General features: G+C 57.1%; 29 protein-coding genes. 9 read left to right on the top strand and 20 right to left on the bottom strand.

The window, feature by feature from the left end; translation table 11 throughout:
• Window positions 1–58: 58 nt before the first annotated feature.
• The 3 genes from JJL52_RS01960 (at window position 59) to JJL52_RS01950 (ending at window position 2444) form a co-directional block, all read left to right on the top strand.
• Window positions 59–1423 (top strand): DegQ family serine endoprotease, encoded by a 1365-nt coding sequence (locus JJL52_RS01960; RefSeq protein WP_202050697.1) that lies wholly within the window; start codon window positions 59–61, stop codon window positions 1421–1423.
• 66 nt (window positions 1424–1489) lie between these two features.
• Window positions 1490–2005: a molybdenum cofactor biosynthesis protein B gene (moaB, locus tag JJL52_RS01955; protein WP_202050696.1), complete on the top strand. Its 516-nt coding sequence runs from the start codon at window positions 1490–1492 to the stop codon at window positions 2003–2005.
• A 1-nt stretch (window position 2006) separates the two neighbouring features.
• Window positions 2007–2444: a DUF423 domain-containing protein gene (locus JJL52_RS01950; protein ID WP_202050695.1), complete on the top strand. Its 438-nt coding sequence runs from the start codon at window positions 2007–2009 to the stop codon at window positions 2442–2444.
• A gap of 303 nt (window positions 2445–2747) precedes the next feature.
• On the opposite strand, the gene JJL52_RS01945 is transcribed toward JJL52_RS01950, so the two are convergent.
• The 5 genes from JJL52_RS01945 to JJL52_RS01925 all read right to left on the bottom strand — a co-directional run bounded on the left by JJL52_RS01945 (window position 2748) and on the right by JJL52_RS01925 (window position 5928).
• Complete coding sequence (locus JJL52_RS01945) at window positions 2748–3008, bottom strand: HP1242/YdcH family protein (protein ID WP_202050694.1); 261 nt, start codon at window positions 3006–3008, stop codon at window positions 2748–2750.
• Between the two features lie 71 nt (window positions 3009–3079).
• Window positions 3080–3400 (bottom strand): non-heme iron oxygenase ferredoxin subunit, encoded by a 321-nt coding sequence (locus JJL52_RS01940; RefSeq protein ID WP_202050693.1) that lies wholly within the window; start codon window positions 3398–3400, stop codon window positions 3080–3082.
• Window positions 3401–3417: 17 nt separating this feature from the next.
• Window positions 3418–4203 carry a class I SAM-dependent methyltransferase gene (locus JJL52_RS01935; RefSeq protein ID WP_202050692.1) on the bottom strand — a complete coding sequence of 262 codons (786 nt, stop codon included), beginning with the start codon at window positions 4201–4203 and terminating at the stop codon, window positions 3418–3420.
• A 49-nt stretch (window positions 4204–4252) separates the two neighbouring features.
• Window positions 4253–4705: a Fe-S cluster assembly sulfur transfer protein SufU gene (gene sufU / locus JJL52_RS01930; protein WP_202050691.1), complete on the bottom strand. Its 453-nt coding sequence runs from the start codon at window positions 4703–4705 to the stop codon at window positions 4253–4255.
• A complete protein-coding gene (locus JJL52_RS01925) occupies window positions 4705–5928 on the bottom strand; it encodes a cysteine desulfurase (protein ID WP_202050690.1) in 1224 nt (407 codons plus the stop codon). Before JJL52_RS01925 ends, sufU begins: the two co-directional genes overlap by 1 nt.
• A gap of 90 nt (window positions 5929–6018) precedes the next feature.
• On the opposite strand from JJL52_RS01925, the gene JJL52_RS01920 reads away from it, so the two are divergent.
• Window positions 6019–6579, top strand: coding sequence for a Uma2 family endonuclease (locus JJL52_RS01920; RefSeq protein WP_202050689.1), 561 nt, complete (start codon window positions 6019–6021; stop codon window positions 6577–6579).
• A gap of 36 nt (window positions 6580–6615) precedes the next feature.
• Here JJL52_RS01920 and sufD read toward each other — a convergent pair whose 3' ends face one another.
• The 7 genes from sufD to JJL52_RS01885 all read right to left on the bottom strand — a co-directional run bounded on the left by sufD (window position 6616) and on the right by JJL52_RS01885 (window position 11864).
• Window positions 6616–7938 (bottom strand): Fe-S cluster assembly protein SufD, encoded by a 1323-nt coding sequence (gene sufD / locus JJL52_RS01915; protein ID WP_202050688.1) that lies wholly within the window; start codon window positions 7936–7938, stop codon window positions 6616–6618.
• Complete coding sequence (gene sufC / locus JJL52_RS01910) at window positions 7938–8681, bottom strand: Fe-S cluster assembly ATPase SufC (protein ID WP_202050687.1); 744 nt, start codon at window positions 8679–8681, stop codon at window positions 7938–7940. The genes sufD and sufC overlap by 1 nt, the downstream gene beginning before the upstream one ends.
• Window positions 8682–8750: 69 nt before the next feature.
• Complete coding sequence (locus JJL52_RS01905) at window positions 8751–9389, bottom strand: hypothetical protein (protein WP_202050686.1); 639 nt, start codon at window positions 9387–9389, stop codon at window positions 8751–8753.
• A 14-nt stretch (window positions 9390–9403) separates the two neighbouring features.
• Window positions 9404–9670 (bottom strand): type II toxin-antitoxin system RelE family toxin, encoded by a 267-nt coding sequence (locus JJL52_RS01900; RefSeq protein WP_202050685.1) that lies wholly within the window; start codon window positions 9668–9670, stop codon window positions 9404–9406.
• Window positions 9670–9864, bottom strand: a complete 195-nt coding sequence (locus JJL52_RS01895; protein WP_202050684.1) for a RelB antitoxin-like protein — start codon at window positions 9862–9864, stop codon at window positions 9670–9672. Before JJL52_RS01895 ends, JJL52_RS01900 begins: the two co-directional genes overlap by 1 nt.
• Window positions 9865–9882: 18 nt before the next feature.
• Window positions 9883–11331: a Fe-S cluster assembly protein SufB gene (gene sufB, locus JJL52_RS01890; protein ID WP_202050683.1), complete on the bottom strand. Its 1449-nt coding sequence runs from the start codon at window positions 11329–11331 to the stop codon at window positions 9883–9885.
• Between the two features lie 83 nt (window positions 11332–11414).
• Window positions 11415–11864, bottom strand: coding sequence for an SUF system Fe-S cluster assembly regulator (locus JJL52_RS01885; RefSeq protein WP_202050682.1), 450 nt, complete (start codon window positions 11862–11864; stop codon window positions 11415–11417).
• A 146-nt stretch (window positions 11865–12010) separates the two neighbouring features.
• Between JJL52_RS01885 and ppnP the strand changes: the two genes are divergently transcribed.
• Both ppnP and JJL52_RS01875 read left to right on the top strand, forming a co-directional pair.
• A complete protein-coding gene (gene ppnP, locus JJL52_RS01880; protein ID WP_202050681.1) occupies window positions 12011–12325 on the top strand; it encodes a pyrimidine/purine nucleoside phosphorylase in 315 nt (104 codons plus the stop codon).
• Window positions 12326–12352: 27 nt separating this feature from the next.
• A complete protein-coding gene (locus JJL52_RS01875; RefSeq protein ID WP_202050680.1) occupies window positions 12353–12781 on the top strand; it encodes a YcgN family cysteine cluster protein in 429 nt (142 codons plus the stop codon).
• Between the two features lie 44 nt (window positions 12782–12825).
• Here the strand turns inward: JJL52_RS01875 and JJL52_RS01870 are convergent, their stop codons facing one another.
• The 5 genes from JJL52_RS01870 to JJL52_RS01850 all read right to left on the bottom strand — a co-directional run bounded on the left by JJL52_RS01870 (window position 12826) and on the right by JJL52_RS01850 (window position 15948).
• The gene (locus tag JJL52_RS01870) at window positions 12826–13299 is read right to left on the bottom strand and encodes a discoidin domain-containing protein (protein ID WP_202050679.1); all 474 of its coding nucleotides are present in this window, start codon (window positions 13297–13299) and stop codon (window positions 12826–12828) included.
• A 58-nt stretch (window positions 13300–13357) separates the two neighbouring features.
• Entirely contained in the window at window positions 13358–13741 is a 384-nt protein-coding gene (locus JJL52_RS01865) for a DUF6632 domain-containing protein (protein ID WP_202050678.1), read from the bottom strand.
• A 302-nt stretch (window positions 13742–14043) separates the two neighbouring features.
• A complete protein-coding gene (locus JJL52_RS01860) occupies window positions 14044–14331 on the bottom strand; it encodes a hypothetical protein (protein ID WP_202050677.1) in 288 nt (95 codons plus the stop codon).
• Window positions 14332–14416: 85 nt separating this feature from the next.
• A complete protein-coding gene (locus tag JJL52_RS01855; RefSeq protein ID WP_202050676.1) occupies window positions 14417–15379 on the bottom strand; it encodes a YVTN family beta-propeller repeat protein in 963 nt (320 codons plus the stop codon).
• A 2-nt stretch (window positions 15380–15381) separates the two neighbouring features.
• Window positions 15382–15948 (bottom strand): SRPBCC family protein, encoded by a 567-nt coding sequence (locus JJL52_RS01850; RefSeq protein WP_202050675.1) that lies wholly within the window; start codon window positions 15946–15948, stop codon window positions 15382–15384.
• A gap of 272 nt (window positions 15949–16220) precedes the next feature.
• On the opposite strand from JJL52_RS01850, the gene JJL52_RS01845 reads away from it, so the two are divergent.
• From JJL52_RS01845 to JJL52_RS01835, 3 genes are read left to right on the top strand one after another with little or no spacing between them, the layout of a single operon-like run.
• A complete protein-coding gene (locus JJL52_RS01845; protein WP_202050674.1) occupies window positions 16221–17591 on the top strand; it encodes a TolC family protein in 1371 nt (456 codons plus the stop codon).
• A complete protein-coding gene (locus JJL52_RS01840; protein WP_202050673.1) occupies window positions 17588–18652 on the top strand; it encodes an efflux RND transporter periplasmic adaptor subunit in 1065 nt (354 codons plus the stop codon). The genes JJL52_RS01845 and JJL52_RS01840 overlap by 4 nt, the downstream gene beginning before the upstream one ends.
• Window positions 18649–21903: an efflux RND transporter permease subunit gene (locus tag JJL52_RS01835; RefSeq protein ID WP_202050672.1), complete on the top strand. Its 3255-nt coding sequence runs from the start codon at window positions 18649–18651 to the stop codon at window positions 21901–21903. The genes JJL52_RS01840 and JJL52_RS01835 overlap by 4 nt, the downstream gene beginning before the upstream one ends.
• Before the next feature lie 7 nt (window positions 21904–21910).
• Here the strand turns inward: JJL52_RS01835 and hypE are convergent, their stop codons facing one another.
• From hypE to JJL52_RS01820, 3 genes are read right to left on the bottom strand one after another with little or no spacing between them, the layout of a single operon-like run.
• A complete protein-coding gene (hypE, locus tag JJL52_RS01830) occupies window positions 21911–22957 on the bottom strand; it encodes a hydrogenase expression/formation protein HypE (protein WP_202050671.1) in 1047 nt (348 codons plus the stop codon).
• Window positions 22950–24044, bottom strand: coding sequence for a hydrogenase formation protein HypD (gene hypD, locus JJL52_RS01825; protein ID WP_202050670.1), 1095 nt, complete (start codon window positions 24042–24044; stop codon window positions 22950–22952). The genes hypE and hypD overlap by 8 nt, the downstream gene beginning before the upstream one ends.
• Window positions 24041–24286, bottom strand: coding sequence for a HypC/HybG/HupF family hydrogenase formation chaperone (locus tag JJL52_RS01820; protein WP_202050669.1), 246 nt, complete (start codon window positions 24284–24286; stop codon window positions 24041–24043). Before JJL52_RS01820 ends, hypD begins: the two co-directional genes overlap by 4 nt.
• Window positions 24287–24288: the final 2 nt, after the last annotated feature.

Raw genomic sequence — 24288 nt, 5'->3', positions numbered from 1 at the left:
TTAAACGTTTTCGATCTTATATTGTCTATTGCCTCGTTTAACCCGCTTGAGAATCCGTATGAGAAAAAAATTTGGAAAACAGTACGCGATACCGCTTCTTTTAACGGCCAGCCTCGGAATCAGCGCTCCCGCGACAGCCGGACTGCCTGCTTTCCTGGGCGGCCAGAGTATGCCTTCGCTGGCGCCGATGTTGGAAAAAAGCATGCCTGCCGTGGTCAATATTTCGACCACCACCAAAATCGAGGTCGAGGAAAATCCTTTACTGCAAGACCCTTTTTTCCGACATTTTTTCAATCTGCCCAATCAATCGCCCCGTCAGCAGCAGAAAAACAGCCTCGGTTCCGGCGTGATTATCAACAGCAGCAAGGGCTATGTGCTGACCAATAACCATGTGATCGATAAAGCGGACAAGATCATGGTCACTCTGAGCGACGGACGCCAGCTCGACGCCCGCCTGGTCGGCGCCGATCCGGAAGCCGATGTGGCGGTCGTCCAGATTCCGGGCGACAACCTGACCGAACTGCCGATGGCCGACTCGAGCCAGCTCCGAGTCGGCGATTTCGTTGTCGCGATCGGCAACCCGTTCGGCCTCGGCCAGACGGTCACCTCGGGGATCATCAGCGCGCTGGGCCGTTCAGGACTGGGCATCGAAGGCTATGAAGACTTCATTCAGACCGACGCCTCGATTAACCCCGGCAACTCGGGCGGCGCATTGGTCAACTTGAACGGCGAATTTATCGGGATGAATACCGCGATCCTGGCGCCAAGCGGCGGCAACGTCGGGATCGGCTTCGCGATCCCCTCGAACATGGTCGCAAGTATTATGGACTCCCTGGTCAAACACGGTGAAGTGCGCCGCGGGCTGCTGGGCGTCACGACGCAAGACTTGACGCCCGACCTGATCAAAGCCTTCAATCTGACCAATCATCAGGGCGCGGTGATCAGCCGGATCGAAAGCAATTCGCCCGCCGCGAAAGCCGGCCTGGAACCGGGCGACGTGATCGTTGCGGCCAACGGCAAGCCGATCAGGAACAGCCACGAAATCCGCAATATCGTCGGCCTGATGCAGATCGGCGATGAGGTAAACATCGAGTTCTACCGCGGCAACGAAAGAAAACAGGCCACCGCAACCATCGGCAAGCCCGAACGCCCGCATTTGAACGGCGAGAAACTGCATCCGACCCTGAAAGGCACGATTTTGGGCGCCACCCCAAAAGATCAAGTCGAAGGCATCCTGATCGAAAAGATCAATACCGCCTCCTACGCGTGGCGCGTCGGCCTCAGGCCCGGCGACGTGATCGTGACCGCCAACCGTTACCGCGTGCACAGCCTGGACGAACTGAAACAGGCCGCCGATCCGAATTCGCCGTTAATGATCAATATTCAGCGCGGCCAGGAAGGCTTCTTTGTCGTCTTGCGATAAACGCAAATGCTGGTTACCCTATGCGGGTTTCGATAACCCGCATACCAGCACATCAACTTTCTACCGATGACGAACGCTTTCATTCCTTTAAACATCGCGGTATTGGTCGTCTCGGACACGCGTACCGAAGCTGACGACATTTCCGGCAAGACGCTGACCGAACGGGCGGCGGACGCCGGCCATCGCATCATCGAAAAAAAAATCGTGCCCGACGATATCTACCGGATACGCGCGGTCGTCTCGCAATGGATTGCCGATCACCAGGTGAATGTGGTTCTCACCACCGGCGGCACCGGGGTGACCGGCCGCGACGGCACGCCCGAAGCGGTCAAGCCGCTGCTGGATAAGGTGCTCGACGGCTTCGGCGAAACCTTCCGGATGCTGTCTTATCAGGACATCAAGACCTCGACGATCCAGTCGCGCGCGCTCGCCGGCGTTGCGAACGGCACTTACCTCTTCTGCCTGCCCGGTTCGTCCGGCGCCTGCCGCACCGCCTGGGATCATCTGATCAAAGATCAGCTCGACTTCCGCACCAAACCCTGCAACCTCGTTCAACTGATGCCGAGACTTCTGGAAACCTGACATGCAATCGAGTTTTTTATTTTTCGGGGCGCTCAGCGCCTTGGTCGGCGTGGGCATGGGCGCATTCGGCGCACACGGTCTGAAAAATATGATCAGCCCGGAAATGCTGGCGGTCTACCAGACCGGCGTAAGCTATCAGATGTGGCATGCGCTGGGCTTGATCGGAATCGCTCTGGTCCGCCGGCACGAACCCGAATCCAAACTGTTGAACTGGGCCGGCTGGCTGATGCTGATCGGCACCGTGCTATTCTCGGGCAGTCTGTACCTGCTCGCGATCATGGACAAAAAAGAGCTCGGAATTATCACGCCTTTCGGAGGCGTCAGCTTTTTGCTCGCCTGGCTGCTGCTGGCCGTTTATGCGGCTCGAATCCCGCCTAGCGGGCGTTATTCAAAACTTCATGAACCCAAAAGTACAGGAAAAACGGGACGATTGGGATAAAAAGCCTATTCTTGGAGAAAACCTGAATGTCCGCGCCACTGATCCTCGAACGACCGACCGTCTCCCTCCCCATCGGTCAGAGTACCGTGACAACGATTCAGCTAAAAAACGGCTTCCGCATGAGGTCATTTGTCGGGGCATCGGCGTTCTTAATAGTTGGGATTCTTCAGATAAGCGAACTCATCCTCCACAAGGTGGGAAACCCATGACCGCCCTTATATCTCGAGCAAAATAAAAAAGGGTACGGTTACGTACCCTTTTTGTTTACTGAAGTAATGTATTTATCGCTAAAATTAAGCTTTCTCAGCTTTCTACCGATTCTTCCGCGGCCTTTTTCAACATTCCGTACAGCGTATCCTTCAACTGTACGCGGCGCTTTTTCAAATTCTCCAAAAACTCGTCCGAATGCGCCTCGATTTCGAGCTCGGTACGGCGGATTTCGTCGTTAAGTTCGTCGTATTCCTGATGGAGTTTTTCGAACTCCGGATCAGTCGTTTTCAGAAGATGAATCTGCTCGCGGAATTCGGGGAATTCGATCGACAGATGGTGTTTTTCGCCTAACATGAGTTTTCCTTGAATTTGATGTTATGGTTGAGAATAAAAACTCTTAAATTTATAGATACATCTGCGCAAGATCAATCCCAGCGGTCATCCCGTACCTGAATTCTTCCGTCTTCAATGCGTACCGGAAAAGCATGAATATCCTCGTAAGCCGGCGGAGACAATACCGCACCGGTCTTCACGCAAAATCTTGCGCCGTGGCGCGGACAAATGATCTGGTCGCCGTCCAGTTCGCCGCTGGCGATCTCCGCGCCGTCATGCGTACAAACGTCTTCGATCGCGTAATAGCAGCCCTCGATCCGGAACACCGCCACATCGGTTCCGTCGACCTCGACAACTACATTTTCGCCGTCTGCCAGGGCATTCTGCCCGCAAACATCAACCCATTCCGTCATCAGCAGTACCTGTTTTTCTAGCTTTTCAAATAAACATCGTAACGCAGCAATTTCCCTTGAAAACTCTCGTTCGGCTTGCCGCCGAGCGGTTCGGCGTAATCGGGGCTCTTGACGACGACCCGCTTGCCGGCTGCTTTAAACGCCGCTTCGAATAATTGTTCCTTGTCCTGATCATCACCCAAAAGGTCGCGCAGCACCCTCATCGACTTTTTTGCGAGCGCGGATTTTTTGCGTTTGGGCGGGAACATCGGATCGAGATAAATACAATCCGGCCTGCTGTCGAGATTCGTCAGGATCGCAATTGCATCGCCCCGAATCAATCGGGGCGGCACCAGCCCCAGCCTTTGCGTCCAGTCCAGTTCCGCCAGCCGGCGGAAACCGTCGGCCAGCAATTCGGCCATCACCGGCGAGCGTTCCAGACAAGTCAGCTCGTACCCCATCCGGAAAATATGCAACGCATCCTGCCCCCAGCCGGTCGTCGCATCGACAACCGTTTGGGTCTTGCGGCCCAGTGCCTGCGCGAGAGGCCCCTGCTTCGGCGCAGGCCAGGAACGCTGCTCGCCGGCGCGCGGTTCGACCTCGACCATAAGGCCGCCGGCTTTCAGCAGCTCGCGGTCCAGCAGCTTCAGGCAGCCGTCGCGCCAGCTCAGAAAGAAAGCCTCCTGCCCACCGAAATCGGCAGTTCCAACGCTGCGCAGCGGAACGTCCAGACGCTCTGCCAGTTGCCGGAAAAGGCACACATCTCCCTGTCCTTCATACAGCACGGCAAGTTTGCCGGCATATACGGAAACCGGCCCACTCATCGACCCATCGAACGGGGATGTCCGCTACGAATGCGATTCGAAAAAAACGTCACTCCGTCGAAACCGGCGTATGCTGATTCTTCAGCGCCGCATCGAGCGTGTGCCAGGCCAGAGTCGCGCACTTCACGCGCGCCGGATATTCCCTGACGCCGGCCAGCACGGCCAGCTTGCCGAGCGCTTCGAGCTGCAGATTCTCATCCTTACCGGTCGTCATTTCGTGGAATTTTTTGAACAGTTCTGCGGCTTGCTGTTCGGTCATTCCCTTGATGATCTCGGTCATCAGCGACACCGACGCAGTCGAAATCGCACAGCCCGAGCCCTGGAAACTGACATCCTTGATCACCTCGCCGTCCATTTTCAGGTACAGCGTCAGGCGGTCGCCGCACAAGGGATTGAAGCCTTCCACCTGCCGGTCGGCGTCTTCCATTACCCGAAAATTGCGCGGGTTGCGGTTGTGATCGAAAATGACCTCCTGGTAAAGGTCGCGTAATTCATCAAACATCAGCCAAATACCTTAATTAATGATTCTATCCCTTGCATCAGCACGTCGATTTCCGCGCGGGTGTTATACATGGCGAACGAGGCGCGCGCAGTCGCCGGCACCTCGAAAAAATCCATCACCGGCATCGCGCAGTGGTGGCCCGCCCGGATCGCGATGCCCAAACTGTCCAGCATCGTGCCGATATCGTGCGGATGCACGTTCTCCAATACGAACGACAGGATCGCGCCTTTCTGCGCCGCTTCTCCGATGATGGTAAGACCGTCGATGTTCCGGGCCCGCTCGGTCGCATAGTCGAGCAGTTCAGCCTCATAGGCCGCCACATTCTCCATCCCGACTGCATTCAGATAATCGATCGCGGCACCCAGCCCGACTACATCGGCGATGCTCGGCGTGCCGGCTTCGAACTTGTAGGGGAGCTTATTATAGTCCGATTTTTCGAAAGTCACCTTGCGGATCATGTCGCCGCCGCCCTGATAAGGCGGCATCGCTTCGAGCAGCGCCTGCTTGCCGTATAAGACGCCGATGCCGGAAGGTCCGTACAGCTTATGCCCCGAAAACGCATAAAAATCGCAGTCGAGCGCCTTGACGTCGACCTTCATGTGCGGCGCCGCCTGAGCGCCGTCGAGCAGCACCGGCACGCTGCGCGCATGCGCAGCCGCAATGATTTTCTCGACCGGATTGATCGTGCCCAGCGCATTCGACATGTGCGCGACCGCGACCAGGCGGGTCTTCTCGCTCAACAGCGCGTCGAACGCTTCATAGATCAGCTCGCCTTTGCGGTTGATCGGCGCGACTTTCAGCACCGCGCCGGTCTGTTCGCACAAGAGCTGCCAGGGCACGATGTTCGAATGATGCTCCATCCCGGTGATCAGGATTTCGTCGCCGGCCCGGATATTGGCCCGGCCGTAGCTTTGTGCGACCAGGTTGATCGCTTCGGTCGCGCCTCTGACGAAAACGATTTCCTTTTCGCTGGCCGCATTGATGAAATCCCTGACCTTGCCGCGCGCGCCTTCAAACTTGTCGGTCGAGCGTACGCTCAAGGTATGTACGCCGCGGTGGATGTTCGCATAATCGTTCCGGTACAGATCGCCGATCGCGTCGATCACCGCGTTCGGCTTCTGGCAACTGGCGGCATTGTCCAGGTAAACCAAGTCTTTGCCGCGGATTTTTTGGGCCAGGATCGGAAAATCGGCGCGGATTTTTTCTACGGGAAAATGTGTCATTACGTTAAAAATTCTGTTTTAAATTCGATGATTGCAACTTAAACTGAGAGCTATTATATTGGCTTTAAAGTTCAACTACGGTTCCGTACGATGGCTATCTTCTCTCCCAGAAAACATCTGACCAATCTCGACGAATGGCGGCGGCTCGGCGAGGCGAACATTTTCCCCTCGGACAGCCGTCTCGAACTGATCGAAGGAGAGATTCTCGAAATGGCGCCTATCGGCTTTAATCATGCAGGACATCTAAAACGCATCAATAACTTACTCACGCTGCGCGTTGCAGGTAAAGCCATCGTCAGCGTCCAGGATCCGCTCCAGCTCGGCGACCTGTCCGAACCCGAGCCGGATTTCATGCTGCTGAAGCCGAATCCGGACTTTTACACTTCGCGCCATCCGACTGCGGACGATGTCTTGCTGCTAATCGAAGTCGCCGACAGCTCGCTGGTTTTCGATCAGAACCAGAAACAGCGATTATACGCGCTGCATCGAATTCCCGAGTACTGGCTGCTGAATCTGAACGACAACTGCCTGGAAGTTTACCGGCGCCCGCACGGCGAGTTATACGAGGAAAAAACTACCTTGCGCACCGGCGATTCGGTCGGTTTATCGCAGCTTCCCGGCATCGTCATCCAACTCTCGGATATTTTATAGTCTAAATGTTGGGTTGCCGTTTTCCGGCAACCCAACCTACAGCCACGCCTTTTCGACGCCTTGCTGCGGAAACCGCTGCAACAGCTCGCCCAGCACCAGATCGTGCAGTTCTCTGATCTTGATCTTGTCGACCATCTCGTTCGCAAACGCGAAAGTCAGCATGTTGCGCGCGGTTTCTTCGTCGACACCGCGGGACTGCAGGTAAAACACCGACTTTTCGTCCAACTGGCCGACCGTCACGCCGTGTCCGCACTTCACGTCGTCGGCGTAGATCTCCAGTTGCGGCTTGGTGTCCGCTTCGGCATCGTTCGATAGCAACAGATTCCGGTTACTCATTTCCGAATCGGTTTTTTGCGCATCCTCCGCGACGATCACCCGGCCCTGAAACACGCCCCGCGCCCTGTCATCCAGAACGCCTTTATAAAGCTCCCGGCTGGTCGCATAGGGCTTCAAATGGTTGATCCGGGTGTGATTGTCGATGTGCTGGCGCTTCCCGCCGACGTACAGGCCGTTCAACAGGCACGCCGAAGCCTGATCCAAATCGGCATGGATGTCGCTGCGCGCCAGAAGCCCGCCGAAAGCATAGTTATGGTGGGCAAAGCGCGCATCGCGTGCCTGAACCGCGTAAGTGCCCCCGAAATGGTAGGCCTTGGTCGACTCGGCCTGCAGCTTATAAAGCGCCAGATCCGCGTTCGCGCCGACAAACACTTCGCTAACTCCCGCCGACAGGTAAGCGCAATCCGCGCCGGTATAGGTCTCGACGATTTCAGCCTGCGCCATCGGATCGACAACGATCAGGTTGCGGGTAGTCGCCAGCGCATCGGGCTCGGTCACCACATGCAGCAGTTGCAGCGGCTTCGCCAGCACCTGCTTGGCGGGGATATGCACGAACAGGCCGTCGCTGAACCAGGCCGTATTGAATGCGACAAAGCCGTGCTCGCTGTCCGCAACCGCCTTGCCCAAATGACTCTCGACCCGTTCGGGATGCTGGGCCAGTGCCTCAGCCATGCCGAGAACCAGAACCATGTCAGGCAGGCTGGCAAGCTTCGAAAGCTCAGCCGAAAAACGGCCGTTCAATAGTACGATCGACCAGGCATCCTGTAACCGATAACTGTCGATCCATGCCTGATCGACCTCGCTTGCCGGGGCAGCCAAAAGCGGAGAAAACAGCTTCTTCTCGATCGCGGACACGTTCGTATAGCGCCATTCTTCCTCGCGCGGCGAAGGAAATCCGCCGGCCGCAAACTGTGCGAGCGCATCGAGCCGCCGTTTGCTCAACCAGGGCAAATCCCGCCCCGGCAACGCGGGCGCGACCGTATCGTATGCCGCCGCATAACGGCTTTGAGTCACTGCGCTCATCATGCCGCCTCGAGCCAGCCGTAACCTTTTTCTTCCAGTTCCAGCGCCAGCTCGGGACCGCCGGACTTCACGATCCGGCCGTGCGCCAGCACGTGCACCATGTCCGGCTTGATGTAGTCGAGCAAGCGCTGGTAATGGGTCACCATCACGAACGCGCGCTCCGGCGAACGGAGCGAATTGACGCCGTCGGCGACAATCTTCAACGCATCGATGTCGAGGCCGGAATCGGTTTCGTCGAGAATGCACAGCTTCGGCTCCATGATCGCCATCTGCAGAATTTCGTTACGCTTCTTCTCGCCGCCGGAAAAGCCTTCGTTGACCGCACGGTACAAAAACTTCTCGTCCATCTCCAACAGCTTGACCTTGTTCTTGACCAGGGTTAGAAAATCCATCGCATCGACTTCGGGCTGGCCGTGGTGCTTCCGAACCGCATTCAGTGCGGCTTTCAAAAGATAAATATTGCTGACGCCCGGAATTTCGACCGGGTATTGAAACGCCAGAAACACGCCTTCGCGGGCCCGGATTTCCGGCGCCATCTCGATCAGGTCCATGCCTTGATAAGTGACAGAACCTTCGGTCACGGTATAGCCGGCCTTGCCGGACAATACGTGCGAAAGCGTGCTTTTGCCGGAACCGTTCGGTCCCATGATCGCGTGGATTTCTCCCGCCTTGATCTCTAGGTTGATGCCTTTCAGAATCGGCTTGTCACCCACGCTGACGTGGAGGTTTTTTATGCTGAGCATTTTGTGTTTACCTATGATATTTAAAGGTATTACTCACAAGTATATAAATACTTGCAGGAGGCAACCCATTTAAGATAAATCGTTAATTTTATTTTTAAAAAACTCTTTTATCCGCTTTTCTAGTTCATTATTCTCTTTTATACAAGAATTTATTTCTTCTTCAATCTGTGCGCGTCTTTGCTTAATTTGCTCATCGCGAGCATCTCCTGTAAGACGGCTATTTTTTATTGTTTCAATACCATTTTTACGACTTTCCTGTTCAAGAGTCAAAGTCGGCCCTTGCAGGAAGGATATTTTTTCGGTTTGAAGTAAACTAATTTTTGTTAAATTTGAATCAAGAAGCGCAGTCAATGCTGCTAATTCTATTTGATTCTGTTGTGCATTGGTTGATACTTCCAATAAATTTCTTGTCGCTTTCAGCTCTGTTTTTTGCAATTCATAAGTTTTAGCAATCAAATAAAACGCGAACGCAGCAATAATAGGATTCAGTATCCCGCCAATATAATCCCCAAACGTTCCCCACGTCCCGGTATCCTTAGACAAATTTTGATAGACGCTCCACCAAGCATGATCTTTTAATAGATGAGAATTGAAATTAACAAAATAAAAAACAACAACAATTAAAACGACACTAATAAGGGTTAACAAAACCCATTTTGTGCTAATACCGTTTGATTCGGTTTTATTTTTTCTAATCGAATTGCTCATCAGCAATAACGGCTCTAAGGAAAAAACTTATAAATATCTCGTCTGTGCATGACTGTCTTCACGATAACCACTTCATTTTCAATCGCCAAGCCCACTCGGTAATTACCGAATCTGACTTTATAAAAACCGTGATAGCCCTGCATTTTCTCGATTTTTCCCAAACTAAAAATTGATGAGGCGGAAATCAGTTCATCAAATACGAACCCTTCAATTTTTACCCGCGTTTCGCTTGGGACGCTTGCCAATTGCTTTAAGAATTTTTTGTTGTACCTGACTTCCATCAAGCCTTGTCCAAAGAGGCATAGTATTTTTTTGCATCTTCGACGGTCATTGCCTCGCTTTTATCTTCGTTCATTAATTGAACTAAAGCGTAATTTTCCAAGACATTTTCGATTTTCTCGAACGTGGCAATATCAAGCTGTACCGCAACTTTTTGATTGTCTTCGTTAACGATGTATTGTTTTTTTAATTCCATAATCTCTGTCTCCGAGTATTACCCCACCGAGCCTTCCAAACTCAACCCCAATAACGCCTGCGCCTCGACCGCGAACTCCATCGGCAGTTCCTTGAACACTTCCTTGCAGAAGCCGTTCACGATCATCGATACCGCATCTTCGGCCGAAAGCCCGCGCTGCTGGCAGAAGAACAGCTGGTCTTCGCTGATCTTCGAAGTGGTCGCTTCGTGCTCGACCTGCGCGGACGGCTGCTTCACCTCGATATACGGGAACGTGTGCGCGCCGCAGCGGTCGCCGACCAGCAGCGAGTCGCATTGCGTGTAATTGCGCGCGTTTTCGGCGCTCTTCAGCACCTTGACCAGGCCGCGGTAGGTATTCTGCGCCCTGCCGGCCGAAATGCCTTTCGACACGATCGTGCTGCGCGTGTTCTTGCCGATGTGGATCATCTTGGTGCCGGTGTCGGCCTGCTGGTAATTGTTGGTCAGCGCCACCGAATAAAACTCGCCGATCGAATTGTCGCCGGTCAGCACGCAGCTCGGGTATTTCCAGGTGATCGCCGAGCCGGTTTCCACCTGGGTCCAGGACACTTTCGAATTGTCGCCGCGACAATCGGCCCGCTTGGTTACGAAGTTGTAGATGCCGCCCTTGCCTTCCTTGTCGCCGGGATACCAGTTTTGCACGGTCGAATATTTGATCGTGGCGTCTTTCAGCGCGACCAGCTCGACCACCGCAGCATGCAGCTGGTTTTCGTCGCGCATCGGCGCAGTGCAGCCTTCTAAATAAGACACATGGCTGCCCTCGTCCGCGATGATCAGGGTCCGCTCGAACTGGCCGGTATTGGCCGCGTTGATCCGGAAATAGGTAGACAATTCCATCGGGCAGCGCACGCCTTTCGGAATATACACGAACGAGCCGTCGGTAAACACAGCCGAATTCAGCGCCGCAAAAAAATTATCGGTATGCGGCACGACCGAGCCGAGGTATTGCTTGACCAGCTCGGGATGCTCGCGCAACGCTTCCGAGATCGGGCAGAAAATAATGCCGGCATCCTTAAGCTTTTCCTTGAACGTGGTCGCGACCGAAACGCTGTCGAATACCGCATCGACCGCGACGCCGGCCAGACGCTCCTGTTCGTCGAGCGGAATGCCGAGCTTTTTGTAGGCGTCCAATACTTCCGGATCGATGTCGTCGAGGCTCTTCGGGCGGTCTTCCTTACGTTTCGGCGCCGAATAGTAGCTGATCGCCTGATAGTCGATCGGATCGAACTTCACGAACGCCCATTTGGGCGTCTTCATCGTGCGCCAGTGGCGGTAGGCCTTCAGGCGCCATTCCAGCATGAATTCGGGCTCGTTCTTGACCTTGGACAAACGATAGATCACGTCCTCGTCGAGGCCCGGCGCAAAGGTTTCGGTTTCCAGCACCGTCACAAAGCCTTGCTTGTATTCCTGGCTGATCAGATTTTGGATTTCTTGAGCGCTTGCTGACATAAAAGTTCTCTATAACAAAATAGATGCAGAATAATAAGACCAAACGATGGGTTTCGCTGCGCTCAACCCATCCTACGCATACATTAACGGTATAAACTCGCCACCGGAATCAGGATTTCCTCGGGCGCCATTGCCGGCTTGATCATATCCGCCAGCGTTACCGACTCCAGCGCGTCCTGTATCGCTTGGTTGATCACGCCCCAATTGCCGCGGATGCCGCACCCTGAAGCCTGTTCGCAGCCCTGGTGGGAAATACTGCACTCGGTCAGCGCGATCGGCCCTTCCAGGGCGCTGATCACGGCCGCAACGGTGATCCTGTCCGGCGTATCGGCCAAGGCATAACCGCCTTTCGCGCCGCGCGTCGAAACCAGTACACGCGCAGGCACCAGCAGTTTAAGAATTTTACTGACCGTCGGCAAGGCAATTCCTGTGGCCGAAGCAATCTCGATCGCCGTGTGAAAGGCTGTGGTATCCTTCGCCATAAAACTCAAAATAACCGTGGCATAATCGGTCAGTTTACTTAACCGTAACATACTCCGCTCCCGCTAATTAGGACTATTTTAGTCTTATTTAATTCCATAGTAAAGAAGTAGGTTTTGATTTCTCGGCAAACTGCAAAACCGCCCGCGATCTGTTATCATGGCGGCCCCTAAAACCGACTCAACTACATAAGGCATCCATGTCCGAATTCAGCAATGTCACCGTCGTAAAAAAAGCCAACGTTTATTTCGGCGGCAACGTTTCGAGCCGCACCATCCGCTTCGCGGACGGCTCGGTCAAAACTCTCGGCTTCATGCTGCCCGGAGAATACACATTCAACACCGCCGATCCCGAACTGATGGAAATCCTCGACGGCGACCTGGACGTCTGGCTGCCGGCCGCTACGCACTGGCAGACGGTTAAAGGCGGCGAGTCGTTCAACGTGCCGGGCAATACCCAATTCACGGTCAAGATCAAGACACCGACCGACTATTGCTGCTCGTTTCTGAAATAAAACGGATCAGCCGAAAATGCCGCAGCGATGAACTTCTGGCAAAACAAAAAACTGCATGAAATGACCGGCACAGAGTGGGAATCGCTCTGCGACAACTGCGGCAAGTGCTGTTTGAACAAGCTCGAAGACGAGAAAACCGGCGAAATTCACTTCACCAGCGCGGCCTGCAGGCTGCTCGACTTGAAAACCTGCCGCTGCACGCGCTATGCGGAACGCATGCAATTGGTGCCACGCTGCCTCGACGTCAGAAAGCTGGATCTAGAAGCGTATCACTGGCTGCCCTCGACCTGCGCCTATCGGCTACTGGCAGAAGGCGAAGACCTCCCTGCATGGCATCCGCTGGTTTCGGGCCGCCGTGAAACGGTGCAGCGGGCCGGCGTTTCGATCAGCAGCTATGCAATCAATGAAAACCAGGTCAGGCGGCTGGAGGATCACATTATCCGGTGGCTGGATTAATCCATGCCCTTCTCCCGAACGCCGGCAAAAGAAGGGCCGATCGCTCAGGCAATCCGTAATTTTTCGAGAGAAGCAAAGGCGCGTTCCCCGCTAATGTCGGGCGTAATGGTCAATTCAAGCCCGGTAACACCGGCAAGCGCAACCGTATGATCTTCGGTCTCGCGCGTGCTCCCGTCGGGACTGAAATTCCATTGCTGGCGCACGATTTCATTCCAGGTCAGGCCGTCATCGCCGGACCAGCGAAGCACATATTCCTGTGTCCGCTTGATCGCATTTTCCAGAAAAATCAGATGAATCCGATGGAGGTCCTGCGGCTTTTTAAAAAGCAGACGGATTGATTGGGCCCCAGGCTGGGCGGCCCGCCAACCGCGCTCCGTATTGGATAACAGGGCGGCTTCTATCGGATGCTCGCTGCTTTCCGAAGTCACCTCCACGTCGGCAACCGGCTCCAGATTCAACCAACCCGTCGCCTGCTTTTGCCGATCGGGGGAAATATCGGTAATGATGCGTTTTTCCATATGGCCGGACTCCCACTATTCGAATTAAAACTTACCTTCATTCGATTGAACGGCGCTCCTATGGTTCACGCTCCAGGGGCAGCAGATACCAGAGCACGGCCGCGACCAGAAACAGCGCCGGAACATCTCCCGCCAGATTGGCCCGTTCGTTTGCGTCCGCAATGCCGTGAAACAGCATGATGCCGCCATGCACAATGCTCGACCCGATCGTAAAACCGATCAGGCTCCGATGCTCCAGCGGATTGTTGGCTGCCCGGATCAGGAAGACGCCCAGCGTGGCATAAATGCCGATGATCATCTGCTCGTATTCCGGCTGCCGCGGCTCCCAGCCCCAGCCGGAAGGCCAGATCCACATCATCAGCGGATAAACGCCGACGATGAATACGGTTCCGACGATTCGAAGAGCCATACTCAGGTATTTGAGTTTTTGATCGGGTGTCATGTCGACCTCCTCTCGGCTTAGCCAGGAACTAAAGGAAAGCAGCTATAAAAATAGACTGATGAAAGAGGTTCATCGTTCGTGGAGATACCCTAAAGGGCACTCGGTGGGCTTTATGCCTCAGCCCCACAAATTCCGGTCGACCACGCATTTTGAGTTAAAATGTAGGATGTGCCGACGAAAGGAGGCGCATCGATCGCAAACGATACCCTAAAGGGCACTCGATGCGCTTTACTGCGTTCAGCATATCCTACGGCTATCGCCTGCATCCCTACAAGTCGTCAACGCATCTTGCGGACTAAAGGCTACTCTTCCCCCAGCCATGCTTCCAGCGTATCGATAATACTCTGCGCCTGTTCCCGGCTGGAAATATTGAATTTGGACTTCTGGCGGTATTCGCCGTTCTGTTTCTGGTAACGCCGGATCGAATATTTGTCCGGGCCGTATTCTTCCTTCGCGCGGTTCCATTCCTGGTAGCGGTACATCACGGTTGCCCAGGCGCCCTTGCTCAGGACTTTCTTGTCCAGCTCCTTAACCGTTTCCACACCGCCGTCTTCATAGGCGATGGTCAATTCTTCTACATTCTCTGCCATATTGCACCTAAAACTTTATGTAGGGTACGCTGTGCGTACCGTGCCACGGTTACAAGTAACCCAAAACAGGTACGCTCAGCGTACCCTACTTTCCTATAAACTGTCCGAACGCCCGGCTGCCCTCGCCGGCCCTGATCGTTTCGACGACCTGCAGCCGCTTCGCATCGATCACCGACACCGTGCCGTCGAACCAGTTGGCGACATAGACATGGCGGTCGTCCGCGAGCGTGCCGATCCCTTCCGGCTTGCCGCCCACCTCGATCACTCCATGCTCCTTCAACTCGGCCGTATCGATCACCGAAACCGAATCGCTGTTCTGGTTGGTCACCAACAGGCGGCTGTCGTTCAGCGCGAACGCGGCCGCATACGGCCGGCCTTGTACCTTGACGGTAGACACGATTTCCATCGACGCCGTATCGACCACCGTCACGTCGTCGCTTTCGACATTGGCCGTATAGAGGCGCCGGCCTTCGCTGTCGAGAGCCAGACCGAAAGGATGCGCACCGACGCCGGCCGATCCGACCACATTCAGACTGGCCAGATCGATCTTCGAAACCGAATTACTGAGCCGGTTGGCGACATAGAGCCAGCGGTTGTCGGGACTGACCGCAAGGCCTGAAGGCGACTGGCCGACCGGAATCGTCTTGACCGGTTGCAGGCTGTCCGTGTCGAGCACGGTCACGATCGCCTTATACCAGTCCGCGACGAACAGCCGTTTGCCGCTCCGGTCGATGGCGACGCCCAACGCGCCGTCGCTGACTTTGGCTTCTTTGACGAGCGCGCGGGTTTGCGCGTCGATCACCGCGATGCTGCCGCTTTCCGGCGCACTGATATAAACCCGGCTGCCGTCAGGCGCTACCGCCACACCTGCCGGCTTGCCCTTGACGGGAACCGTATCGACCACTTTGCCCGACTCGGTATCGATAATCGCGACATTGTCGTCCAATTGATTAGTGATATAAGCAAAAGGCGCTGCGGCAGAGGGCAACGGCAGGGCCAAAGCCGCCAAAACTGCCGCCGCGAGAACATTATGTCGCCCCGATCGCATGCTTATTTTTCGGCCAGGGTTTTCAGGTTGGCCAGGCCGGATTTCAACACGTTTTCCACGGCCTTGTTCGCAACTTCTTCGTTCATTTCGGCCGGTGGATCGTTGTTCATGTAAGCGCGGTAATAGGCCGCCTTCCAGAACACCTTCGACTTGTCCGCACCTTGCGCTTCGACGCCGATGGTCGCGGCATAATCGTGCACCGGCAATACAGGCACATGCTCTTCCGCGCCGGCATGGGTGATCGTGCTCGCGGTGCTCATTTCGGTGATCTTGTAGGAATACGACATCTTCGCTTCGTCGTATTTTTTCAACTCTTCGGTGATTGTGCCGCCGCTAGCCAGAGTCAACACGCGAACCGCACCTTTCTTGTTGCCGTCCTGATTGGTCACGCTGCTGATGCCGGGATGCCAGGACATATCGCCGTAATCCTTGATAATGCCCCAGACTTTCTCGGCGGGCGCGTTGATCACGACTTCTTCTTCGGCTTTTTGACGAACCGGCCCGTGCGCAACGGCAAGCGATGAAGCAAAGAACATCGCAGCGGGAATGCTATACAACAGTTTTTTCATGATAACTCCTGAGTGGGACGTTAATAAATAAACCCCGCATTATATGCCAATCCCTTGCTGCAAGCATCCGTTTAAAATGGATAGCGAACATAGGCGCCGGAGCGCATTCTTCAAAACCATCCCGCAGCTTGCATATTTAATATTTAAATAACAAAAACTTACAAATAACAGTCAATCCGTTTTCGAAAAATAGACCGCCCATCCCTTTACCGTAAGGCTTATGGCCATTATGCTGTAGCTTTTTTGCATCAATCACTTGCGATTGAAGATCCATGCCGTCCCATTCCAAGCTCGCCTGTTTTCTGCTGCCGCTCGCATTTTGCATAGTTGCGGCGGCGGCCCCGAACCAGGCGAAGGAACCCGATCCCGGCTTTCCGGCAGAATCGGCAGCCCTCACGCTGGAACGCGCCGTCAATCTGGCGATCGAACGCAATCCCGACCTTCAGATCGCCAATGAACGGATCGGACAAGCCGAAGCCGCCATCGGCGAAAGCCTCGCCGCGTTCTATCCGCAAATCAAGGCCCGTTTGAGCTACCGTTACAGCGACAATCCGGCGGAGGCATTCGGCATGATCGTCGCACAACGCCGTTTTTCTTTCGGCCAGAACATCAATCAGCCGAACGGCGTGACCGATTTCCGCCCCGAAGTCCAGGCAACCTGGTCTTTGTACCGTGGCGGCCGGGATTATCACCAAAACCAAGCCGCCGGCCTCGACAAGGAAATCTTCGAACTGGAGCTTTCGGCGGTCCGCAACAATCTGATCCATGGGGTGACCGACGGCTTTTATACCCTCGTGGTCGCGCAGGAAAATCAGGCGATCGCGCATCGAGCGATCGAAGCGGTGCAGAGCGAGCTGACTGAAACCCGTAAACGCCATGCCGCCGGCACAATGCTCAAAGCGGACGTACTCTCGCTGGAAACCCGCCTGGGCGCCGCCCGTGAAGTCGAAATCCGCGCGCAGAATGCGAGCGAAATGGCGCGTACGGTACTCAGAACCCTGCTCGACTTCCCACAAAGCGACCCGATCGAACCCCTCATTGATCGGGAACACCCTGTGCCGCGCTTGCCGGAGGCGTTTGACAACCTGCAAGCGCAGGCATTCGGCAACCGCCCCGAAATACAGATTGCCCAACGACAAATCGAAGCTCGGCAGCTCGAGCTCAAAATCGCCCTGGGCGAAAATCTGCCGCGCGTCGACGCCTTCGTCAATTACGGGCTGAACGAACGCTCGCCCGAATTTTCTTCGGCGCATGACAACGTAACGTCGGGCGTCGCGGTCGAGATGGACCTGTTTTCCGGCCTCGGCACGGCGGCGCGGGTCCGCAAGGCCGAAAGGCGGCTGGCCGAAGCGAAAGCGCAACGCCATAAAATCGAGCTGCAAATCGGCCGGGAAGTCAAAAATGCGTCCCTGGAATTGCAGGAAGCGCTGCAGCGCGCGGAAGTCGCCCGAACGGCGGTCGCGGCAGCGGAAGAAGCGTTCCGTCTGGTTACCGTGCAGCATCGGGCCGGGGCCGCGACGGTGACGCGCTTTCTGGAAACCGAAGTCGCCCGCGACCGGGCGCAAACGCAATGGATGGCCGCGCGGTATGACGCGCTGCGCGCCGAAGCGGCTCTGCAGCGCGCGCTCGGAGCCTGGCGATGACGCAGCCGCTGCCGAAAAAATGGCTGTTCCCGGCCGGCGCGCTGCTCGTACTGCTCCTGCTAATTTTATGGATGCTCGGGCTGATCGGGGGAGACAAAACCGAACCCGGCCTGACGCCTCTGCCCGCGCAACCGGCGCCCCAACGGGAAACTGCGCGCGTCATAAAACAAACGTTCCGGGAGACGCCGGCTTGGCCGGGTATAGTCAAGGCGTTCAGCGAAGCGCGGGTAGCGCCGAAGATTAACGCCCGTATTCTGGAAGTGGCCGTACGCGAGGGCGACCGGATCAAACAAGGCGCACTCCTCGTCCGTCTCGACGCAGAACAGCCTCAGACGCGGGAGCGGGAAGCTTCGGCGCATGCCGCCGCCGCGAAAGCCGAAGCGGTGCGTGCGGAGGCGGACCTGAAACGGACGCGGGAACTGTTCGAACAGGAAGCGGCGACCCGCGAAGCCTATGAACACGCCGAAGCAGCCGCACGCAAGGCAGCGGCGGCCGCCCGGGCCGCCGAACAGAACGTGCGTGAAGCCGCGCTGCAACGCAGCGAAACCGTATTAACCGCGCCTTTCGGCGGTGTAATCGCCCGGCGCTTGCATGAACCGGGCGACATGGGCCTCGCAGGCGAGCCGATCGTCGTGCTGCACAATCCTTCGGCGTTGCGTCTGGAAGCCTCGGTCCCGGCCTACTGCGCCGTCCGAATCCGCACCGGCGATCCGGTCACGGCGCGGATCGACGCTCTGAAAGCTTCGCTCGATGCGAAGATCGGCGAAATCGTGCCGGCCGCCGACCCGCTGACCGGCACGGTTCTGATCAAAGCCGACCTGCCCGAAACAAAAGACCTGCAGCCGGGCCTGTTCGGCTGGCTCGACCAGAGTTGCGGAACCGAACATACCGCCCTGCTGATTCCCGCGGCGGCGCTGCACCGGATCGGCCAGGTCGAGGCCGTAACCGTAGTGGAAGACGGCAGGCTCATTGCACGGCACGTGCGCTCCGGCTTCGTCCGCGGCGAGTTCGTCGAGATTCTCTCCGGCCTGGACGAGGGCGAAACAGTGGTCATCCAATGACGCGCGACTCCCAACGCGGCCTGAGCGCGGCGATCGTCCGTATCTTTACCGTTTCCCATCTATCGCCGATGCTGCTGATCGCGGCGCTGATCGCCGGCATCGCTGCCTTACAGTTGACCCCGCGCGAAGAAGACCCGCAAATCGTCGTGCCGGTGATGGACGTGATGATCGACTATCCGGGCGCCTCCGCCGAAGAAGTCGAAAAACTTGCCGCAACGCCGCTCGAGGCGATGCTGAAACAGATCCAAGGCGTCGAGCATGTATTTTCGGCTTCCCAGCCGGGCCGGGCGGTCGTCACGGTCGGCTATTACGTCGGCGAAGACCCCGAGGACAGCCTGGTCAAGACCTGGAGCAAGGTGATGTCGAACCAGGACCGCCTGCCGCCCGATGTGCGTGGCTGGAACATCAAGCCGGTCGATATCGACGACGTGCCGATGCTGATGCTGACCTTGTCTTCATCGACCGGACAAACCGATGCAATGGGACTCCGCCGGATCGCCGACGAGCTGCTGGCGAGCCTCAGCGGCGTCGACAATATCGCGAAAACCGAAGTGATCGGCGGCGCGCGACGTCAGGTGTCGATTTATCCCGATAGCGCAAAAATGACCGGCTACGGAATCGCGCTGCAGGACATCATCCACGCGCTCCAGGCCGCCAACGTCCATCTGCGCACAGGGCGCTTCCGGAACGGCAACCGCGAAACGGTGCTGGAAGCCGGCGCCTATTTCGCATCGGCAGACGAAGTCGCCGCGGCCGTGGTCAAAGCCGCCGAAGGCCGCGCCGTTTACCTCCGCGACATTGCCCGCGTAATCGACGGCGAGGAAGAGCGCGAACATTACACCCGGATCGGTTTCGGCCCGGCGGTCTCGAAGATGCGCACGGTCGGCCGGGCCGAAGATCCCAAGGCGAAGCCCGGCGACGAACGCGAAATGGTCTCGATCGCGCTGGCGAAGCGCAAGGGCAGCAATGCGGTAAAGGTTTCGCAAGATATTCTGGCCGTGGTCGCAGCGCAGCGGGATCTCTTGATCCCTGCCGACGTCGAAATCACGGTCAGCCGCGATTACGGGGCGACCGCCGACCACAAGGTCAACGAACTGGTCAAGCACTTGGGCCTTGCGATCGCGATCATCCTGGTGCTGCTGGCGCTGGCGCTCGGGCCGAAGGAATCGCTGATCGTCTGCATCGCGGTGCCGGTCACCTTCGCGATTACCCTGCTTGCCGACCTGGTATTCGGCTATACGATCAACCGGGTCACGCTGTTCGCGCTGATCCTGTCGCTGGGCCTCCTGGTCGACGATCCGATCGTCGACGTCGAAAACATCTTCCGCCATTTCAAACTGAAAAAAGAGCCGCCGCTGGAAGCGCTGCTGTCGGCGGTCGACGAAGTGCGTCCCCCGACGATCGTCGCGACGCTGGCGGTGATGCTCGCATTTATCCCGATGTTCTTTATCACCGGAATGATCGGACCGTACCTCGCTCCGCTCGCATTCAACATTCCGGTCGCGATGCTGATTTCCTTGCTCGTCGCATTCACGATCACACCCTGGGCGAGCTATCTGCTGCTGCGCGGCGAATACGGCAAGGACGAAGCCGCATTCGACTTGAAAACGTCGAACGGCTACCGCTTTTACCGCCGCCTTTTGGGACCTTTAATCGCCTCGCCGGCGCGCAGCCGAATGTTTCTGATCGCGGTCGGCATCGCCTTTCTACTGTCTTCCTTGCTCGCGGTCACCCGCGCGGTGCCGTTGAAACTGCTGCCCTTCGACAACAAGAACGAATTGCAGATCGTGGTCGACATGCCGGCCGGCAGTACGCTCGAAAAGACCGATGCGGTAATCCGCGCCTTGGGCCGTTATCTTGCGACGGTGAACGAAGTCACCGATTACGAAAGCTATATCGGCCTCGCTTCCCCGATCGATTTCAACGGAATGATCCGGCATTATTACCTGCGCGCCGGCAACCGGAAAGGCGATATCCGAATCAACCTCCTGCCGAAGGACGAGCGCGTGCAGCAATCGCACCAGATCGCGATGCGCATCCGCGGCGACATCGAACGGATCGGCCGGCAGTACGGTGCGAAATTGAAGATCGTCGAATTGCCGCCCGGCCCGCCGGTGCTGTCGACGCTGGTCGCCGAAGTGTACGGCCCCGCCGATGGAAGCTACGGACGGCTGATCCAAACCGCCGAACGCATCAAGCAGCGTTTTAGGCAGATCGCCGGCGTCGTCGATATCGACGATCTGTCCGAAGCGCCGGACCCGACCTTGCTGTTTCGGATCGATAAACAAAAAGCCGCTTTGCTCGGCGTCAGCCCGGAGGCAATCGTCTGGACGCTCGGCGTAGCGTTGGAGAGCGGCGCTGCCGGCACGCTGCATGTACCCGGCGAACGGCTACCGCTCGAAATCCGCCTACGCCTGCCGCGCGCGGAACGCTCGTCGCTGCCGGAGCTGTTGAATACTAAAGTTAGAAGCAGCGGGAGCGCGTTGATTGCGCTGAGCGAACTCGGCACGCTCGTTCCCGAATCCGGCGAGCCGGTCATCCATCACAAGGATCTCGAACGCGTCGCCTACGTGATCGGCGACAGCGCGGGCCGCAGCCCGGTCGAGGCGATCATCGACCTGTACGCGGACTTCGCCGACCATCCGCTGCCTGAAGGCTACCGCGCCGAACTGAGCGGCGAAGGCGAATGGAAAATCACCGCGGCGATCTTCCGCGACCTCGGTATTTCGTTCGGCGCCTCGCTGATCATGATCTATGTGCTGCTGGTCGTGCAGACAGGATCCTTGAGCCTGCCTGCGATCATGATGATCGCGATCCCGCTGACCATCATCGGGATCATGCCCGGCTTCTGGCTGTTGAATGTCTTCTTCGCTGAAACGATCGCCGGCTTTACGGATTCGATCTATTTCACCGCGACCGCAATGGTCGGGATGATCGCCTTGGCCGGGATCGTGGTCCGGAACGGGATCATCCTGATCGATTTTATCGAACGGACACGCGCACGCTCAGATATAGCCAATCTCGAAGAAGCCCTGATCGAAGCGGGCGCGACCCGGATGCGGCCGATTTTCCTGACCGCGGGTGCCGCAATGTTCGGCTCGGTCGTGATCATCCTCGATCCGATCTTTTCCGGCCTGGCCTGGAGCTTCATCTTCGGAATCTTCGCCTCGACCGGATTTTCGCTGTTCGTGATTCCGGTGGTGTATTACCTGATCTACCGGGACAAGCCCGGCAATAAGGAGGAAATCTGAGTCGCGCTCAGCAGATGCGCGGCAACTGTTCTCCGCTGAAAAGATCGAGGATCCGATTCACGCCGATCAGTGTCTGGAGAGTGACCCGGCCTTGGGAACAGGCGGACTTGACCTGGCCTATCCTGCAAGACTGCTGCCCTAATGGATGCCGGCGCAAAACAGCCAGCGCGGCTTCGGTTTGCAATTCCGGAACGAATAGCGCGAAACAGCCTTCGTTGGCGATATACAACGGATCGAAGCCCAGGATGTCGCAGGCGGCACGCACATCTTCCCGCACCGGCAAGGCGCTTTCACTAAGCTCGAATTCATAACGGCCTGCGGACGCCAGTTCGATCAGCGCCGAGGCCAGCCCGCCACGGGTCAGATCGCGCAGGCAGTGGATTTCGATGCCGGCCTGCAGCAGTTCCTGCACGAGGCCCGACAGGTCCGCGCAATCGCTTTCGATCCGGTGCTCGAAATTCATCCCTTCCCGCTCCAGCATGACCGCAATCCCGTGCCGGGCAAGGTCGCCGTTCACGATGATGCTGTCGCCGGGTCGGATCGCCGACGGCCTGACATTCACCGGCTCGCCGACAATTCCGATACCGGCGGTATTGATGTACAGCCCGTCGCCCTTGCCGCGATCGACCGTTTTGGTGTCGCCGGTCACGATCAGCACGCCCGCCTCGGACGCGGTCTGCTGCATCGACTGCAGTATCCGCTGCAGGTCGGCGGCCGGCAGCCCTTCCTCGATGATCAGCGAACAGGTCAGGTACAACGGCTTGGCGGCGCTCATCGCGAGATCGTTCAGCGTACCGCAGACGGCCAGCTTGCCGATGTCGCCGCCGGGGAAAAACAACGGCTTCACGACATACGAGTCGGTCGTGAACGCCAGCTTTGTTCCGTTGATTTCGACGACCGCACTGTCGTGGTTTTGATCCAGGACCGGATTCCGGAACACAGGCCTCACGAGTGTGTCGAGCAATTGCTGCATCAGCCGGCCGCCGCCCCCGTGCGCCATCACGATCCGGTCGTATTGCAGCGGAAGCGGGCAGTTCAATTCGAAATCAGCCATGTTGCAGGCGGCGGTAGCGGTAATAAGCGGCGCAGGCGCCTTCGGACGAGACCATCGTGGCGCCGAGCGGTTTTTCCGGCGTGCAGCGGGTGCCGAACTCGGGGCACTGTGACGGCTTCAGCAAACCTTTCAGTACGTCGCCGCTGCGGCAGGCGACAGGCTCCTGCGTATCGATCGCATCGACCGAAAAGCGCAACTCGGCATTGAAGTCGCGGTAATCGTCGTTCAATGCCAGACCGCCGTGCCTGATCATCCCGAGTCCCCGCCAGTTTCGGTCGACCACCTCGAACACCTGTCGCAACAACTGCTGCGCGGCCGGATTACCCTGCTCGCGCACCACGCGGCGGTAGGCGTTTTCCACTTCGAAGCGTCCTTCTTCAAGCTGCTTGATGCAGGCATAAAGCCCGTGCAGAACATCGACCGGCTCGAAGCCGGTGATCACGATCGGGACCCGGTAGCGCCCGGCGAGCGGCACGTATTCGCCGCAACCCATGATTGTGCAAACGTGTCCCGCTCCCAAGAATCCCTGCACCCGGTTGTCGGACGAATCCAGCAGCGCTTCGATTACGGGCGGCACGCGCACATGGCAGACCAGCAGCGAAAAGTTCTTCAGTCGCGACTGTTTAGCCTGGTAGGCCGCGAGCCCGATCGTCGGCGCGGTCGTTTCGAAACCGACGCCGAAGAAAACGACTTCTTGGTCCGGATGCTTACGGGCGATTTCGAGCGCATCGGTCGGCGAATACACGATTCTGACGTCGGCACCCTGCGCCTTCAGGCCGAGCAAGTCCTCCTGCGACCCCGGCACGCGCAGCATGTCGCCGAACGAGCACAGAATCACGCCCGGCAAGGCGGCGATCGCCAGCGCTTTGTCGATATATTCGAGCGGCGTCACGCACACCGGACAGCCCGGTCCGTGAATCAGGTTCACGCCTTCGGGCAGCAGCTGATCGATCCCGTATTTGATGATGCTGTGAGTCTGGCCGCCGCAGACTTCCATGATGTTCCAGGGCCGGGTCGTGATGGCGGCGATCGCGGCGGCCAGCTGTTTCGCCGCGGCAGGATCGCGGAAGGCCTGCTGCATATTCATTGCTCGTCCTTAAACCCGGCCAGTTCGCGAAATGCCTGCAGGCCAGCCTCGGCTTCGCCGGGATCGAGCAGCGACAGCGCAAAACCGGCATGCACGATCACATAGTCGCCGATCTGCGCTTCCGGCACATAAGCCAGACTGATTTCCTTCACGATGCCCGAAAAATCGACCCGGCCTTTGCGCAGCAAAGGGTCGCTGTTTTCGGAAATATCGGTGATTCGGCCGGGAACGGCAAGGCACATAT

Origin of the sequence: Candidatus Methylomicrobium oryzae (assembly GCF_016745425.1) — a bacterium.
Taxonomy (GTDB): Bacteria; Pseudomonadota; Gammaproteobacteria; order Methylococcales; family Methylomonadaceae; genus Methylomicrobium; species Methylomicrobium oryzae.
Note: the sequence above shows the minus strand (reverse complement) of the source record. Positions and strands in the feature narration are given on the sequence as shown.

Coding starts and splice junctions, on each gene's coding strand:
- JJL52_RS01960 (WP_202050697.1), top strand. CDS start 59: ATGAGAAAAAAATTTGGAAAACAGTACGCGATACCGCTTCTTTTAACG.
- moaB (WP_202050696.1), top strand. CDS start 1,490: ATGACGAACGCTTTCATTCCTTTAAACATCGCGGTATTGGTCGTCTCG.
- JJL52_RS01950 (WP_202050695.1), top strand. CDS start 2,007: ATGCAATCGAGTTTTTTATTTTTCGGGGCGCTCAGCGCCTTGGTCGGC.
- JJL52_RS01945 (WP_202050694.1), bottom strand. CDS start 3,008: ATGTTAGGCGAAAAACACCATCTGTCGATCGAATTCCCCGAATTCCGC.
- JJL52_RS01940 (WP_202050693.1), bottom strand. CDS start 3,400: ATGACGGAATGGGTTGATGTTTGCGGGCAGAATGCCCTGGCAGACGGC.
- JJL52_RS01935 (WP_202050692.1), bottom strand. CDS start 4,203: ATGAGTGGGCCGGTTTCCGTATATGCCGGCAAACTTGCCGTGCTGTAT.
- sufU (WP_202050691.1), bottom strand. CDS start 4,705: ATGTTTGATGAATTACGCGACCTTTACCAGGAGGTCATTTTCGATCAC.
- JJL52_RS01925 (WP_202050690.1), bottom strand. CDS start 5,928: ATGACACATTTTCCCGTAGAAAAAATCCGCGCCGATTTTCCGATCCTG.
- JJL52_RS01920 (WP_202050689.1), top strand. CDS start 6,019: ATGGCTATCTTCTCTCCCAGAAAACATCTGACCAATCTCGACGAATGG.
- sufD (WP_202050688.1), bottom strand. CDS start 7,938: ATGAGCGCAGTGACTCAAAGCCGTTATGCGGCGGCATACGATACGGTC.
- sufC (WP_202050687.1), bottom strand. CDS start 8,681: ATGCTCAGCATAAAAAACCTCCACGTCAGCGTGGGTGACAAGCCGATT.
- JJL52_RS01905 (WP_202050686.1), bottom strand. CDS start 9,389: ATGAGCAATTCGATTAGAAAAAATAAAACCGAATCAAACGGTATTAGC.
- JJL52_RS01900 (WP_202050685.1), bottom strand. CDS start 9,670: ATGGAAGTCAGGTACAACAAAAAATTCTTAAAGCAATTGGCAAGCGTC.
- JJL52_RS01895 (WP_202050684.1), bottom strand. CDS start 9,864: ATGGAATTAAAAAAACAATACATCGTTAACGAAGACAATCAAAAAGTT.
- sufB (WP_202050683.1), bottom strand. CDS start 11,331: ATGTCAGCAAGCGCTCAAGAAATCCAAAATCTGATCAGCCAGGAATAC.
- JJL52_RS01885 (WP_202050682.1), bottom strand. CDS start 11,864: ATGTTACGGTTAAGTAAACTGACCGATTATGCCACGGTTATTTTGAGT.
- ppnP (WP_202050681.1), top strand. CDS start 12,011: ATGTCCGAATTCAGCAATGTCACCGTCGTAAAAAAAGCCAACGTTTAT.
- JJL52_RS01875 (WP_202050680.1), top strand. CDS start 12,353: ATGAACTTCTGGCAAAACAAAAAACTGCATGAAATGACCGGCACAGAG.
- JJL52_RS01870 (WP_202050679.1), bottom strand. CDS start 13,299: ATGGAAAAACGCATCATTACCGATATTTCCCCCGATCGGCAAAAGCAG.
- JJL52_RS01865 (WP_202050678.1), bottom strand. CDS start 13,741: ATGACACCCGATCAAAAACTCAAATACCTGAGTATGGCTCTTCGAATC.
- JJL52_RS01860 (WP_202050677.1), bottom strand. CDS start 14,331: ATGGCAGAGAATGTAGAAGAATTGACCATCGCCTATGAAGACGGCGGT.
- JJL52_RS01855 (WP_202050676.1), bottom strand. CDS start 15,379: ATGCGATCGGGGCGACATAATGTTCTCGCGGCGGCAGTTTTGGCGGCT.
- JJL52_RS01850 (WP_202050675.1), bottom strand. CDS start 15,948: ATGAAAAAACTGTTGTATAGCATTCCCGCTGCGATGTTCTTTGCTTCA.
- JJL52_RS01845 (WP_202050674.1), top strand. CDS start 16,221: ATGCCGTCCCATTCCAAGCTCGCCTGTTTTCTGCTGCCGCTCGCATTT.
- JJL52_RS01840 (WP_202050673.1), top strand. CDS start 17,588: ATGACGCAGCCGCTGCCGAAAAAATGGCTGTTCCCGGCCGGCGCGCTG.
- JJL52_RS01835 (WP_202050672.1), top strand. CDS start 18,649: ATGACGCGCGACTCCCAACGCGGCCTGAGCGCGGCGATCGTCCGTATC.
- hypE (WP_202050671.1), bottom strand. CDS start 22,957: ATGGCTGATTTCGAATTGAACTGCCCGCTTCCGCTGCAATACGACCGG.
- hypD (WP_202050670.1), bottom strand. CDS start 24,044: ATGAATATGCAGCAGGCCTTCCGCGATCCTGCCGCGGCGAAACAGCTG.
- JJL52_RS01820 (WP_202050669.1), bottom strand. CDS start 24,286: ATGTGCCTTGCCGTTCCCGGCCGAATCACCGATATTTCCGAAAACAGC.